6 protein-coding genes are annotated in these 15,485 nt (G+C 76.1%); all 6 read right to left on the bottom strand.

Going from position 1 to position 15,485, the window contains the following annotated elements:
- Nucleotides 1–142: 142 nt before the first annotated feature.
- Nucleotides 143–1,927 carry an acyl-CoA dehydrogenase gene (locus ACZ45Q_RS31940; protein ID WP_468267906.1) on the bottom strand — a complete coding sequence of 595 codons (1,785 nt, stop codon included), beginning with the start codon at nt 1,925–1,927 and terminating at the stop codon, nt 143–145.
- 36 nt (nt 1,928–1,963) lie between these two features.
- Nucleotides 1,964–3,745, bottom strand: a complete 1,782-nt coding sequence (locus tag ACZ45Q_RS31945) for an acyl-CoA dehydrogenase (protein ID WP_468267909.1) — start codon at nt 3,743–3,745, stop codon at nt 1,964–1,966.
- Nucleotides 3,742–5,343, bottom strand: coding sequence for a PfaD family polyunsaturated fatty acid/polyketide biosynthesis protein (locus ACZ45Q_RS31950; RefSeq protein WP_468267912.1), 1,602 nt, complete (start codon nt 5,341–5,343; stop codon nt 3,742–3,744). The genes ACZ45Q_RS31945 and ACZ45Q_RS31950 overlap by 4 nt, the downstream gene beginning before the upstream one ends.
- Nucleotides 5,340–12,680: a beta-ketoacyl synthase N-terminal-like domain-containing protein gene (locus tag ACZ45Q_RS31955; protein WP_468267915.1), complete on the bottom strand. Its 7,341-nt coding sequence runs from the start codon at nt 12,678–12,680 to the stop codon at nt 5,340–5,342. The genes ACZ45Q_RS31950 and ACZ45Q_RS31955 overlap by 4 nt, the downstream gene beginning before the upstream one ends.
- A gap of 27 nt (nt 12,681–12,707) precedes the next feature.
- Nucleotides 12,708–14,966, bottom strand: coding sequence for an SDR family NAD(P)-dependent oxidoreductase (locus ACZ45Q_RS31960; protein WP_468267918.1), 2,259 nt, complete (start codon nt 14,964–14,966; stop codon nt 12,708–12,710).
- Nucleotides 14,967–15,049: 83 nt separating this feature from the next.
- On the bottom strand, nt 15,050–15,485 hold a 436-nt coding region (locus ACZ45Q_RS31965; protein WP_468267921.1), incomplete at its 5' end, for a phosphopantetheine-binding protein.

Consider the following 15,485-nt stretch of genomic DNA (forward strand, 5'->3'; position numbering starts at 1 on the left):
CCCTCCTCCTTCTGAGGAGGCACCCGCCCCGGGACCCTGGGCTCCTCCCCCCCCCCCCCCCCCCCCCCCCCCCCCCCCCCCCCCCCCCCCCCCCCCCCCCCCCCCCCCCCCCCGCCGTCCCGCCCGCCGTCCGGAGCCGGGCTCACGCCGTCCAGCCGGCCGAGGCCCGCACCCGGACCGGCCAGTGCGAGAACAGCCGCCCCCGGCCGTGCAGATCGGACAGCACCCCCATCACCCGGTCGACGACGGCCGGGTCCGTCACCGTCTCCGTCGGGCGGAACTGCCGCCACACCCGCTCCAGACACAGCAGCAGCACCGCCGCGTCGGGGAACCCCTCGCCCAGCGCGCCCTGCGAGCGCACCGCCAGATGGATCGCCGCCGCCCCCGCGTGCAGGGCGCAGTACTGCTCGGCCAGCCGGAACTGCTCGGCGGTGCCGGCGTACCCGCGGCCCACGTCCTGCTTCAGCCGGGCCGTCTCGCCGCGCAGCCGGTCGAACTCCTTCAGCAGCCGGTCGCCGGCCTCCGCTGCCCGGTGGAACAACTCCCTTTCCGTACGGCCCTGCTGACGCTCCGCCAGGCCGCGCAGCCGCTCCAGCGCGTCGGGCAGGGCCAGCAGGACGTCGTCCCGGCCCCGGCTGACCAGCAACTGCCGCTCCGGACGCCACACCGGCAGCTCGGCACCCAGGCCGAACATGGTGCCGATCCGCTCCACCGCCTCGGCCCGCAGCCCGTCACCGGCGTCCTGCGCCGTACCCAGCAGCCCGTCCAGCTGCGCGGCGATGTTCTTCAGGTTCACCACCGTGTTGCCGTCCACGAACGACACCGCCGCAAGGTCGCGCAGCATCTTCTGGTAGACGCCGAAGTGCGGATGGTCCCGCAGGTACAGACGCGCCCCGAGCAGCACCGACAACTGCCCCATGGTGCGCTCCAGCAGCGTGGGCACGAAGTACTTCACCACCGAGGAGTACACGCTGGCCTGCTCGGGGTTGCTCTGCAGGGCGCGCACGGCACCGCTGCACACCGCGTCCGCCACCATCAGGTCGGCGAAGCACTCGGCGAGCTGGCGCCGGGAGTAGGGGATGTCGGCGACCCTCTGCCCGAAGATCTCCCGTCGCACGGCGAAGTCCATCGTCAGCCGCAGCGCGGTGTCCACCGCGCCCAGGGCGATGGAGCCGATGACCACCCGGGCCACCTGGGCGCTCTTCAGCGCCAGCTCCAGCCCCTGCCCCTCGGCCCCGACCAGGGCGTCCTCCGGCACGAACACGCCGTCGACCCGGATGCCGCTCATGTCCAGGGCCCGCAGCCCGTGCAGGCGCTCGTTGGGCAGGGCCGCGACGGTGCCGGCCGGGCAGCGGCGCCGGTCCACCGCGAAGACGGACCAGCCGCCCGGCCCTCCGCGTTCGTTCGTGCGGGCCTGGACGCTGACCACGTCGGCGATGGTGGCGTTGCCGATGAGGTACTTCTCGCCCGTCAGCCGCCAGCCGCCGGGCACCCGTTCGGCGCGCATCTCGTTGGCCAGCACATCGCTGCCGTGCCCGCGTTCGGACAGCCCCCAGGACATCCGGGCGCCGTGCCGGATGCCGTGCACGGCGGCCCGGCCCTGCTCGTCGCCGGCGGCGATCCAGTGCGGCATGAACGCCACATTGGTGATCATCAGCGCGGTCGCGGTGGTCGGGTCCCGGCGGGCCACCAGGCGCACCAGGTTGAACCCCACCTCCACGTCACCGGCGCGCCCGCCCCACCTCTCGGGCAGGCAGTACTCGTGGACGCCCCAGGCCTGGAGCAGATCGGTCAGCTCGTAGGGGAACTCCTCCCGCTCGTCGAAGGCGAGCACCTTCGAGAACGGCATGCGGGCGCTGTCGTCGTGCGGGTCCCCGAGGTGGCCCTCCAGCCCCTCCGCCAGGGCGACGAGGTCGTCGACTGTCACGGTGCGGTTCCTTCCCTGCGTGGTGCGCACGGTCCGTCAGGCCAGGTGCGGGGCGGTGCAGGAGAACATGCGGTTCTCCTCGTACAAGGGGGTCACGACGTCCAGCAGCCGCCGCGCCTCCGGGTCGGGCAGCGGGGTGACGCGCCCGCCGGCCCGGTCCAGCACAGCCGTCAGGACGGGGCTCAGCCACGCCGCGTCCCCGGGCGGCAGCCCGAACAGCGAGCGGTCGCGGCCCGCCCACCACAGGTGCAGACAGCTCGCGGCGGTGTGCAGCAGGCACAGCCGCTCCGCCAGATCGCCCAGCTCCGGCGGGCCGCCGCCCTCCTCCTTGCCGGCCCGCAGCCGCCACGCCACGTCGTGCAGCAGCCCGTCGACCGCGCCCTGGAGCTGCCGGGTGCGGGCGACGATCCGGGCCGCGTCGGCGACCGGCGCCGCGGCACCCTCGGTCACCGCGTGCCGCACCGCCTCCGCCACCGCCGGCAGCCGGGACAGCACCGGGTCCCCGCCCCGGTCCGACAGCTGGAGCCGGTCCCAGTCCGCCTCGGGCAGCCCGGCACCGAGGTCGAAGACCCGCCCGAGGGCCAACTCGTCGCCGTCCCCCACGCCGGACGCCGCGCCGGACGTCGTGCCCGCCGCCCCCGCGAGCCGGGCCAGCTGCGCGGCCACCAGCCGGATGTTCGCCACCGGGCTGGTGTCGATGTAGCGGACCACGGCATTGTCCCGGCGGGCGGTGTCGAACGCCGCGTACGGTCCCTCCCGCAGCACGCCCTGCGTGCCGAGGACGTCCGCGCAGCGGGCGAAGACCTCGTCGGCGAAGTCGGTCGCGGTCTTCTTCGCCACGCTCGACCACAGGGACTGCGCCGCGGGCAGCACGTGCGCGCCCCGCGCCGCCGTCAGGGCCGCGACGTCCGCGGCCAGCACCAGCGCGGCGGCCGTCGCCAGCTCCCGCCGCGAATACGGCAGTTCGCTCGCGGCGCGCCCGCCCACCCGCCGCTGTACGGCGAAGTCCCAGGCCAGCCGCAGCCCGGTGTCCGCGCAGGCCAGGCTGCACCCGGTGCTCATGGTGCGCACCACCTGCATCGCCTTCATCGCGATCTCCAGGCCGTGTCCGGGCCGCCCGACCAGCGCGTCCGCGCGCACCGGCAGCCCGTCGAACCGGAACCCGGCGAAGTCGACGCCGCGCATCCCGGCCGGCCGCTGCCGGACACCCGAGCGCGCCTTGTCCACCTCGCTGCCCTCCAGCAGCAGCGCCGAGAACGCGCCCGGCCCGCGCCGCCCGGTGCGGGCCACCACCAGCAGCGCCTGGCAGCGCTCGCCGAGCCCCACCAGCCACTTCTCGCCGTCCAGCAGGTAGCCGGAGCCGCCCTGGGCCGGGTCGGGGACGGCCGTGCAGGAGTTGGCCAGCAGATCGCCGCCGTGCTCCTCCTCGGACAGCGCGAACCCGACCGAGCCGCCCTCCCGCAGCAGCCGCACCACCCGCTCGCGCTGCTCGGCCGAGCCCGCGGCGAGCACACAGACCGCCGCGGTGATGCTGAACATCGTCGCCGGCATCACCGCCGCGTCCCGGCGGGCCGCCGCCCGCACCAGCATCAGCGTGTGGTCCAGGGAGACCAGGTCACCGCCGTGAGCGGCCGGTACGAACGCCGTGCGCAGCCAGGGCCCGACCCGGTCGGCCAGCTCCCGCGGGAACGCCTCGGCGGCGTCCCGGCGAGCCATCGCCGCGAACCCGTACGGGTTGCCCGGATCCCGCGGGTCGCCGAGCGACCGGTCGAGTTCCGTGACGGCGGCGTACGGCGCCCCCGCCCGCCCGGCCGTCACCGTGCCTCCCCGGCCGCCGCCGGCGGCACCGGCACGTACTCGGTGCTCGCCGCCGGCAGCCGCACCCCGTTCAGTGCGAACTGGTGCACCCGCGCGGTGAACGCCGCCCCCCGCATCAGGTGGTGGGCGACGTCGGCGGCCCTGCGGTTCTCCAGCGCGGCGAGATAGCTGCCGCGCACCCACTCGTTGAAGCCGCCCATCGCCGGCCCGCACCACACCTGGTAGTCGGCCGTGCGCTCGCCCTCACCGGTCACCGCCCACCGCGACGCCATGCCCAGGTACCAGCGGAATATCAGCGCCATGCGCCGCCGGGACGACTGCCGGGCACGGGTCAGCTGGTCCGGGTCGCGCCGGGTGAAGTACTCCTCGACGTCCGCCCAGACCTCGTCCAGCGGCCGGCGGAACACCTGCTGCTCCAGCTGCCGGCGCGCGTCCTCGGGCAGCGCCTCCACACCGTCGTACGCCTTGTACAGCTCGTACAGCTTCTTGGCGCGCATCGGGAACAGGGTGCCCTTCTTCAGCACCTGGAGTTCCACGCCGAGTTCGAACATGTCGGCGGCCGGGGCCATCTCGAAGTCCGCGAGCCCCGCGCCCGCCAGCAGCCGGCGCGCCGCCTCCGAGGTGCCCGACTCCAGGCAGGACTGGTGCACCGAGCCGACCACGACATAGTCGGCGCCCAGCGCGAACGCGGCGGCCGCGGCGCGCGGGGTGCCGATGCCGCCCGCGGCTCCCAGACCGATCCGCTGCCCGTACCCCAGCTCCCGCTGGACGGTGTCGCGCACCCGCAGCAGCCCCGGGAACAGCGCGGTCAGCGGACGCCGGTCGGTGTGCCCGCCGGAGTCGGCCTCGGCGGTGACGTCGTCGGCCATCGGCACCCGCCGGGCCAGCTCCGCCTGCTCGGCGGTGATCAGTCCCCGCGCCACCAGGTCCGCGGTGATCGCCTCCGGCGCCGGGCGCATGAACCGCTCGGCGACCTCGGCGCGCGAGACCTTCGCGACGATCCGGTGCCCGATCTGCACCCGGCCGTCGGCGGTGCGGCTCAGTCCGGCGGCGCGGTAGCGCACCACGTGCGGGGTGAGGTCCATGAACGCGGACGCCTCCACGCACCGCACCCGGTGCCGCAGCAGCAGTTCCACGCCCTCGCGTTCCAGGGCGTCCTCGCTCGGGCTGTGGATCAGGTTGACCGCGTACGGCAGACGGGGGATCTCGGCGGCGAACCGGGTCAGCGCCCGGTCGATCCGCCCGGGCAGCAGCCCGGCCGCCCCGAAGGACGCCAGCACCCCCGACCGGGCCAGCGCGATCACCAGTTCCTCCGAGGCGATGCCGCCGGCCATGGCACCGCCCATGTACGCGTACGCCACGCCGTTGCGGGCGCGGAAGTCGGCGGAGCCGAGCCGCTCGGGCGGCAGCGGCCCGGCGGCGGCCACGATCCGCCCGCCGGGGCCGGGAGCCGCGTTCGTGGCGCCGACGACGCCGTGTCCGGTGTCGACGATGTAGCAGGGCTGTTCCAGGGCGCCGAGCACGTGGTGGATCCCGGCCGGGTCCGTGTGCACGGGCGCGGCCGGTGGGGCGGTCGTCCGGGCGGGGGCGGTGGTCACTGGTCCTCCTCGGCGGACTCGTCGGGAACGACGTCCACGGCGATGTCGGTGAGTTCGTAGATGCGCAGGCCCGGCTTCCACACGCTGGCGTCGGCGACGACGGTCAGCCGGCCCTCGGTGCGCCGGACCTCCCTGATGTGCGCGTCGAAGGTCATCTCGCGGTCCTCGCGCAGGATCTGCCCGCGGTACTTCCAGCCCATCGGCACGTCCTTCGGCACGGCGAACCGCACCGGGCCCATGCCGTCGGCCAGACCGGACTCGATCACCAGGGCCTGAAGCCCCTGGAGGACGGCCTCCACGCCCAGCGAGCCGGGCATCACCGGGTCGCGGTGGAAGTGGCAGGCGAAGTACCAGTCGTCGGGGTCGATGCCGCGCCGGCCGAACACATAGCCCTTGCCGTGCTCACCGCCGCCGTCGACCAGCGTCACCTCGTCGACCAGCCGCAGATGGCCGTCGCCGAGCCGCAGCCCGCTGCCCGGGGCGGGCGCGAACCAGCGGTCGTCGGCGCGCACCGGCAGCCGCCGCACGGCGCCCTCCGCCGGCCGGTCGCCGGCCGACTCCAGCCACGGCGGCACGTACTGGCCGGAGTCCAGGCCGACCTGGTGGGCCAGCGCCTGCTCGGTGAAGTAGCCGAACAGCGACTCGCCCTCGTAGAACACCTCGTCGTCGGCGAGCAGCCGGTAACGGAAGTTCTGCAGGGTGGCCCCGGGCACCGCCTGGCTGGACAGCAGCTCCGACTCGTGCCGGATCGTCTTCCCGCGCAGGTCGAGCCGCTTGACGAACGTGGCCCGGCCGTCGAGGTTGCGGATCGACAGCTCCTCTTCGGGGCTGGCCAGGGTCGCGCCCAGGTAGTAGCCGAGCAGGATCGCCGCCTGGAGCGAGGTCTCCATCACGACGCAGTTGGGCATGCCCGCCGGGCCGTTGTCCGCGTAGTACCAGGCCTCCGGCGGCGAGTCGTACTCGGTGGCCATCGTCGACCCCGGGGAGAGGTCGCCGCGGGTGCCGGTGAGCCGCATGATGCGGTCCACGAACCGGAAGTCCCCGTTGGGGATGTACGGCGCACGGCGGTCGGCGTAGATCTCGAACTCGGTGCCCATCGCCGTGCCGAGGTCGCCCTTGGCGGCGTGCGCGAGGTGCAGCTCGTTGATGAACGCCGCCTCGCCCCGCTCGTTGCGGCGGCCCAGGAACGCGGGGACGCCCCCGGCCTCCGGCCGGTAGGGGGTGCCCGGCTTCTCCTGGACGCGGACGCCGAAGTTGCGCATCGCCACGATCGGCTTGTCCCCGTCGTACACGGTGATGTCCGCGATCACCGTGGGCCGCGGCAGCATCGTCAGCTCGATGACGTCCACCTCGTAGCGGACCTCCCGCATGTCCGGGGTGATCTGCCCGCGCACCTTGACCTCGGTCTCCAGGCCCGGCACCGACTGGAACTCCCCGTCGGGCAGCACCAGGTGCATGCCCAGGTACATCGCGTACACCTGGAGCAGCTGCACACCGCCCTCGGCGATCAGCGAACCGGCCAGCACCGGGTCGCCGGTGAAGTGGCACCGGAAGTACCAGCCGTCGGGGTCCAGCCGCTTGACGGCCGACAGGCGCCCCAGGCCGCGCGGCCCGCCGAGCCGGTCGATCGACGTGATCTCGTCGATCATGCGCAGCATCTCGCCGGGCAGCCTGAGCGAACGGTTCAGCCCGTCCGCCCGCTGGTCCCAGCGCGGCCCGAACACCTCGCCCGGACGGCCCTCGGCGAGCAGCGCCAGGTCCGCCCCGCTCAGCGCGGTGACGTCGGTGCGGGCCAGCGGCTTGAACCAGGCCGGCGTCATCGCCGCGCGCCGCGCCCGGTCGGCGGCGGTCTCCACCACGCCGAGGGAGTCCTCCAGCTCGGCCGGGGTGAAGAAGCCGGCGCACGCGTCGAGGAGTTCGAGGATCAGCTCGCCGTCGGCGTAGCAGCGGTAGTTGAAGAAGAACAGCAGGCTGTCGCCGTTCCACACGAACCGGTCGATGCGGATCTCGTAGCGCAGGGTCTGCCCCTCGCGCGGCAGCGGCCCGTGGAAGACCAGCCGGCTGTCCAGCAGCCGGTAGACCCGTTCGCCCTTGGTGCGGAAGTCGATGCCCAGGTAGCTGATCAGCAGCATGTCGCACTGGCCGGCCTCGATGGTGACCGCGCACGGCACCAGGCCGTCGACGCCGTACCAGGCGCCCGCCGGCACGTCGTACTCGGTGGTGATCTCCGACGGTTCGAACACGCCGGTCTCGCCCTTGACGTGGGTGACCCGGGTGACGAAGTGGTACGGCGGCTCCGGCAGCCGGCAGCGCCTCGGGTAGGTGTCGACCTCGGCGAACGCCGGCCCGAACACCGGGGCGATCCGGCCCTGCGCGAACTCCAGCAGGTCCCGCTCGTCCCAGATCACGGGCCTGCCGTCGCCGCCGGTCCCCGGCGCGGGCCCGGTGGCCTGCGGCTCGGCCGCCGGCGGTTCGGGCGCCTGCGGCCCGGACGGGCCGGCCGGCGGCCGGTACGCCGCCGGGTACGCCGGCTGCCCGGACGGCGTCAGCGTCCGCAGCGAGGCGTCCAGCACGGCGTGCTGGGCCCGCAGCGCGGCCCGGTGGGCGTGCGCCACGCTCGCCGCGATCGCCTGCAACGGCGACACGGGCCCCGGCACCGACGCCCGGGCGACCGGAGCGGCCGGGGCGGCCGGGGCGGCCGGGGCCCCGGGCGCACCTTGGGCCAGGTGCGCGGCCCGGGCCGCCACGGCTCCCGCGAGGGCGGGCACGCCGGCCGGTTCGGGCAGGTGGACGAAGGGGGTCCCCTCGATGACGATCCCCTCGGCGGCCGGCACGGGCGTGTCCTGCGGCGCCGTGCCCTCCCTCGCGTCGTCGCTCGGCGGATTGCCGGGCACCAGGCTCATGTCGGCGGTCACCTCGGGGGAGTCGGCGTCAGCGGTCGGGGCGAGCAGCGGGGCCGCCGCGCGGGCGACCCGCTCCACGGTCGCCTCGCCCCCGCAGGCGACCCTCAGGACGGGCCCGGACCCGGCGGCGGCCTCGGCGGCGGGGAAGAGCACGCCCAGGTCCACGTCCAGGCCGTGGGCGATCAGCCGCGCCAGGGCCTGGGCGAGGGCCGCGGCACCGGCCGCGCCGCGCCGGTCCACCGACACCGCCAGGTGCGCCCGCTCGCCGAGGGTCTCGGTGATCCAGCGGGTGCAGGTGGCGCCGGGGCCGACCTCGACGAAGTAGCGGTAGCCGCGCTCGTGGGCGGTGCCGGCCAGCCGCGCGAAGTCGATCGTGGAGCGCAGCGTGTGCGCGATCCGCCCGGCCAGCTCACCGCGGTCGGTGACGGGGACGGTGTCGTAGTCGTAGGCGGACAGCAGCTCCAGCGACGGGACGTCGTCGGCGAGCGGGTAGTCGTTCAGCGCGGCCAGACCCTCCAGCGCCGGGTCGACGACCGGGCAGTGCATCACGTGGTTGGCGGGCGCCTTGGCGGCCTGGCAGCCCACCCGCTCGATCAGCTCGCGGACCTGCTCGGGCGCGCCCGCCACCACCGTCTCCCGCGGGGTGTTGACGTGGGTGAGGAACACCCGGTCCAGGCCGGTCATGGCCGCCCGCACGGCGTCGGCGCCGGCCAGCAGCACCCGCGTCGTCCACACCGCCGCGTCCGGGGTGTCCGCCGGCAGCTCCCAGGACTCGCGGACCAGCTCCTTGCGTCCGCGCAGCCGGTCGCGGAAGAGCGGCGTCGCCGCGAGCGCGGCGTCGTCGCGCGCCGACTCGGCCCACACGCCGGTCGCGAACAGCATGCTGGACTCGCCCAGGCTGTAGCCGAACGCACCGTCGGGGGCGACCCCGAGGACGTCCCGCAGCAGCCGGGTCTGGAGCACCGCGAAGTTGGTGCCCGACGCCAGCATCACCGGGATGTCCTCGATCAGCTCGGCCTCGTGCCGCATCAGCGCGCGCCGGTCGACCGGTCCCCGCGCCCGCGGGTACAGCGAGCGGTGCTTGAGCCGCTCGGCCGGCCGGTCGGCCTCCCGCTCGAAGGCGGCCCGCAGACCGGGGAAGAGCCGGAACAGATCGCGCCCGGCACCCGGATACGTGGCGAACGCGCCCGGGTAGACGAACGCGACCCGGCCCCCGGGGCCGATCGGCCGGGCGGTGCAGAAGCTGCCGGACGGCGTGCTCCACTCCCCGCCGCCGTCGGCCACCCCCGGCAGATCCCGTTCGGCGGCGGCCAGTTCGGCGTCCAGCCGGGCCTCGTCCGCGGCGACGACCACCGCGGTCAGCCGCCCGGTCCGGGCCGTGTGCGCGGCCTGACGCACCACCGCCTCGGCACCCCGGCCCGCGATCTCGGCGCGCAGGGCGCCCGCGGCCAAGGCCAGCGCGGGCCCGTCGTCGGCGGAGAACGGCAGGATCCACACGCCGGGGCCGTCCGTCCAGGACGCCTCCCGCCCTCCGGCCGCGTCCGCCGCGGTGCCGCGCAGCACGAGGTGGGCGGCGGTGGACCCGTGCGGTCCGTCGTCGCCGAGCACGCTCACCGCGGCCGTCCGCCGTCCGCCGCGCCGCCGCACGAGCCATGGCTGCGGGTCGCCGAGCAGGGTGAACCGCGAACCCTCCAGACCGGGGTCGGAGGCGTCCAGCAGCCCGGCCGGGGCGGCCGGGAACTCCGCGTGGTGCACCGCGAGGACGGCCGACACCAGCGCGGCCAGCGGCGCCGCCCGCCCGGTGTCGCCGACCAGCGCCGTGGTGCCGCCCAGCGCGCAGCCGTACGGGTCCTCGCCCTCGCCGGCCCGGTAGACCCCGGCCAGCGCGGCGCTCTCCTCCCGCCGGTCGGCCGCGACGGCCCCCGACAGCTCCAGGTAGGCCACCTCCCGCGCGTCCGTGCCGCAGGCCGACAGGGCCTGCCGGGCCGCCCCGGCCACCGCGTCGGCGCGGCCCGGGGCGGTGTGCACGGCGAGCGCGTCGACCGTCGCGTACACGCGCCGCCCCCGCGCGGCGTCCTCGCGGGTGACGACGACGGCGGCGGCGCCGTCGCCCAGCACCGGCATCTCCTGGCCGAGGGCGGTGGCGATCCGGGCCCTGGCCCGGGTGTTCTCCGCGCCGGCGGCCAGGTCCACCGCGCCGACCAGCACGGCGTCCACGGTCGGGTCGAGCAGCAGCAGCCGCGCCACCTCCAGCGCCCGCACCGCGGCGGTGCCGTCGGCGGCGAGTGTGAACGACGGGCCGGTCAGGTTGCGGGAGGAGGAGATCCGGCTCGCCATCACGTTGCCGATGTAGCTGAGGACCTCGTTGGCGCCGATCGGGTCGTGCACGGCGCCGCGCACGGCTTCCTCCAGCCGGTCCAGCCGCGCCGGGTCCAGTTCCACCCCGGCCCGCGCGCACTCGGCGCGGACATGGGCGCCGATGTCGAAGCGGGCGCGGTGGGTGTGGGTGCGCGGCTCCATCTCCATGGCGACCACCACCGCGACCCGGCGCTCGGGCATCTGGTCCGCCTTGGTGCCGGGCGGCGGCGCGTGGAACCCGGCGTCCGCGAGCGCCTGTTCCGCCGCCTCGAACAGCGCCAGGTGCTGCGGGTTGGCCTGGGCCAGCTCGTTCGGCGGGATGCGGTAGGTGCGCGGATGGACGTCCACCGCGTCGACGTAGCCGCCGGCCGGGTCGGTGCCCTCGGCGACGGTCCCGGCCAGCGGCCCGCCCGGCACCCGCTCGGCGCCGTACCAGCGGTTCGCGGGCCGCTCGGTGAGCGCCGGCCGCCCGGAGCGCGCCGCGCGGGACAGCTCACCGGTGCCGGTGAGCGGCCCGAGCCGGCTGCCCAGCCCCACCACGGCCAGCCGCGGCTCCGGCACGGGCGGCGCGTCCGCGGTGCCGGACGCCGCCGCGGCCCCGGTCGCCGCCGCGGCCTTGGACGGCCGCGCGGCGCCGGTCTTCTGCCCGGCCCCGGACGCGGACGCGGCCCCGGTCCCGGACGCGGCAGCGCGCCCGGCCGGGGTCTGGGCCTCGGTCAGCACCGCGTGCGCGTTGGTGCCGCCGAAGCCGAACGCCGAGACCGCGGCACGCCGAGGACCCTCCCGCTCGGGCCACGGCCGGACGTCCAGCACCAGCCGGTCCGCCGCCGCCTCACCACCCTCGGGCCGCAGCGGCGACTCGACGCCGGGCGTCGCCGGGATCACGCCGTGCCGCAGCGCCAGCACCGTCTTGAGCACGCTGGTGAACCCGGCGACCGTCAGCAGATGCCCGACGTTGCCCTTCACCGACCCCAGCAGCGGCACCTCGGCGCCGACCGAGCCGAAGTACTCGCTCAGACCGCGCAGTTCGGTCGCGTCACCCAGCGGGGTGCCGGTCGCGTGGCACTCGATGTAGTCCACCGACGCCGGGTCCAGGTGCGCGTACGCCTGCCGGTAGGCACCGAGCTGGCCGCGCACGTTCGGGCTCAGCAGATGCCGGCCCGCCCCGTCGTTGGTCAGCCCGATCGACTCCAGCACCGCGTGCACCCGGTCGCCGTCGCGCAGCGCGTCCGAGAGCCGCTTGAGCACCAGCACCCCGGCGCCCTGCCCGGTGACGATGCCGCCGGACCGGCCGTCGAAGGGCTGGCTGACCCCGTTGTCCGGGTAGGCGTGCAGATCGGAGAAGGACAGGTGGATCAGCAGCGGGTCGGGCGCGCACACCGCCCCGGCGACCATCACGTCGGCGGCGCCGGTGGCCAGGTAGTCCCGGGCCAGCGCCATCGCGTACAGCGCCGAGGAGCACGCCGCGTCCAGCGCCAGCCGGGGCCCGCCCAGCCCGAGGGCCTGCGCGGTCACCGTCGCCGGCTGCCCGAACGGCCACAGGTTCTGCGCCGCGGGCTCCGGCTCGCCGCCCGCGGCGGGCGGCACGGGCAGCCCGGCACGCGCCAGGCCCTCGCTGACCGCCCGCCGCACCGGCGGCGTGCACAGGCCCACCGACGCCTCGGTGGGGAAGGAGTAGTTGCCCAGCACCAGCCCGGTGCGCGCCAGGTGCTCCGCGCCGCCGTCCAGACCCGCGTCGGCGAGGGCCCGGCGGACCGTGTCCAGGGACCACAGCACCACGCGGTCCAGCGCGGCGAGATCACCGGCGGGCACGTTCAGGCCGGTCAGGTCGATCGGTGGTGCGTGGACGAATCCGCCGCGCGTGGCGGTGACGCGGTGCTCCGCGTCACCCCACCCGCCGGGGGTGTCCGGATCGGTCCCGAAGACCTCCCGGCCGCCCTCGGTGCGGTGGTCCTCCCCGGCGAGCAGCGCCTCCCAGAACTCGTCGGGGGTGTGCGCACCGGGAAGGAGGCAGGCCATACCGACGATGGCCACCGGCTCGTCGCGGCGACTGGCGCCGCGGGGTGTGCTGGACATGGTCTCCCAGTTCTCCCACTCGACTCGTCAGGACCGGCCGGTCGCCAAGGCGGCGAACTTCGCCGCCAGCCCCGGGCTCGGCACCGCCTCGACCTCGCGCAGCCGTTGCAGCACCCGCCCGTCGGGCGTGCACGCCGTGACCGTGCAGCGGATGCCGCTCGCCGTCTCGGCCACCGCGTCGACGACCAGCCGGAACGGCTCGTCCTCGGGCAGCGGCGCGAGGAGTTCGGCCTCGCCGACCGCGGTCGGCAGCACCGCCTCGCCGCGGTGCAGGCGCGCCCACACCAGTACGGCCTGAAGCAGCAGGTCGGACAGGACGGGGCTGTAGCCGGGCGCCCGCCACGCGCCCCGGGCGATGCCGGGGTCGGCCAGCCGGGCGGCCAGCACCAGCCGGCGGCCCGCGTCGAGGACCCCGGTGATGCCGCGCAGGGCCGGGCCGTGGAACAGCGTCCCGTCCTCGTAGTACGGCACCGGGGCCTCGCCCTCACCGCGCGGCAGGCCGGTCACCCGCGCGGGCGCCGGGTCGGGCCCGGCCACCAGCAGCGCCCGGTAGCGGGGCCGCCCGGCGTCGTCGCGCACCGCCACGTCGTACGACCCGGGCGCCTCCCCGTCCTGACGTACCGTCAGCTCAAGGGAGTGCGGCCGGCCCTCGTCGAAGACGACGCCCTTGTGCACCTGGAACCCGCGCACCGAGGTGATCCGCGCCCCGGGCACCGCCCGGTGCACCGCGCCCAGCAGCCCGCCGATCGCCGCCGTGGCCGGCAGCACCGGCACCCCGCCGATCGCGTGGTCGGCGACGACCGGGTCGGCGGCCGTGGCCGCCAGGTCGCGGCGCAGCACCAGCCCGCCGGCCGGCAGCGGCGCCGCCTCCCGCACCGACAGCGGGGTGCTCGGCCCCACCACGCACACCGTGTCGGCGGCGCGCTCCGCGGAGAACTGCTCCACGAAGTAGCCCACGCCCTCCTCGACCGGGATCAGCGTCACACCCCGCTCGGCGAACATCTTCTCCAGTGCCGGGGTGACCATGCCGCCCGCCCACGCACCCCAGTTCACCGAGGTGACCCGGGCCCGCGGCGCCCGCGCCCGCAGGGCGCAGGCCCAGCGGTTGAGCGCCTCGTTGGCCATCGCGTAGTCGGACTGGCCGCGGTTGCCGAAGAACCCGGCGACCGAGGAGAACAGCACCACGTGCCGCACCGCACCGGCGTCGAGCGCCCCGAGCACGTTGCGCAGCCCGGTCAGCTTCGTCGCCAGCACCCGGTCCACGTCACCGGCCTTCTTGTCCCGCACCAGGCCGTCGGCCAGCACGCCCGCGCCGTGCACCACGCCGGTGACCCGGGCGCGGTGCGGCGCCAGGACCTCGCGCACGGCGTCCGCGTCGCTGACGTCCACCGCGAGGTACTCGGCCTCGGCGCCGGCCGCGCGCAGGGCCTCCAGCGTGCCGCGGATCTCGCGGACGCCGGTCACCTCGCGGGCCATCGCCTCCACGGCCCGCGGCGACGGCTTGGCACCGGACCGCTTCAGCTCGCCCGCCGCCGCGGCCCGCAGCCCGGCCTCCGCCACGCCGGCCGCCCACGCGGGCTCCTCGGCGAGCGGGGTACGGCCCAGCAGCAGCAGACCGGTGCGGTGCCGGCGGGCCAGCCCCAGCACACAGGACGCCGTGACACCGCGCGCCCCGCCGGTCACCACCAGCAGGTCGCCCGCACCGGGTTCACCGGCGCCCGGCTCGCCCGGCAGCGACGGACCGGTCCCGTCGGCGGCCCGGTCGGCGGTCCCGTCGGCCAGCGTCACCGTCACACGTGCCCCGTCGGCCGTGCGCCCGACCTCGGTCAGCGCCCGCTCGGCGTCGTACAGCTCCGCCAGCACCGCCTCGGCACCGCGCTCGCCCGTCAGCTCGGGCGCCAGGTCCAGCGCCCGGCAGAACAACGCCGGAGCCTCGATCGCGAGGGTCTTCACCAGCCCGGTGACCCCGCCCAGCGCGGCCCGCTCCACGCCGGCGGTGCCCGACAGGCCCAGCCGGCCGTCCAGCCGGGTCACGGTCACGAACGCCGCCCGGCCCTGATCGGCGGCCCGCTCCAGCAGCGGCTGGGTCCGCCCGGCCAGCAGCAGCGTCTCCCGCAGCGCGGCGAGCTGCGCCTCGTGCCCGTCGGCCTCGACACAGTCGACGACCAGGTCCAGGCGCTCGGTGCCCTCGGGCACCTCCCGGCCCGTGTGCACGCTCCAGCCCCGCGCCCGCAGCGCCCCGGCCAGCGGCTCGAGCAGCTCACCCGACCCCGCCAGCAGCGCCACCGGATCGGCCCGGTAGGCGCCGGTCAGCAGGTCCGCCTCCGGTACGGCGGTCAGCGCGGCGTGGAAGCGTCCGAGGCCGGGCGTCAGGCTTTTGGGGCGGCCACCACCTCCGGCGCCGCGGTCGCGCCGGCGGCTTCGGTGATGAAGGTGATGATGTCGTCGAGGGTGCGCAGTTCGGCGAGTTGTTCGGGGGCGGCGTCGGCGGAGCCGGGGAAGCGGTCGCGGAGGGTGCCCATGATCTCGACGCGTTTGATGGAGTCGATGCCGAGGTCGGCTTCGATGTCCATGGTGGTTTCGAGCATGTCGGCGGGGTAGCCGGTCTTGGCGGCGACGCTCTCCAGGAGCACCTTGCGCACCTCGTCGGCCGACGTGGCGGCCGCGGGGGCGGGTGCGGCGCCGGTGCCGGCGGCCGGCGCCTCGGGTGCCGCGGTCGCGCCGGCGGCTTCGGTGATGAAGGTGATGATGTCGTCGAGGGTGCGCAGTTCGGCGAGTTGTTCGGGGGCGGCGTCGGCGGAGCCA

It is taken from the genome of Streptomyces sp. NPDC031049, from assembly GCF_055571015.1.

Excerpts from the sequence above, each read along its gene's own strand:
- ACZ45Q_RS31955 (WP_468267915.1), bottom strand. The coding sequence starts at position 12,680 with ATGTCCAGCACACCCCGCGGCGCCAGTCGCCGCGACGAGCCGGTGGCC.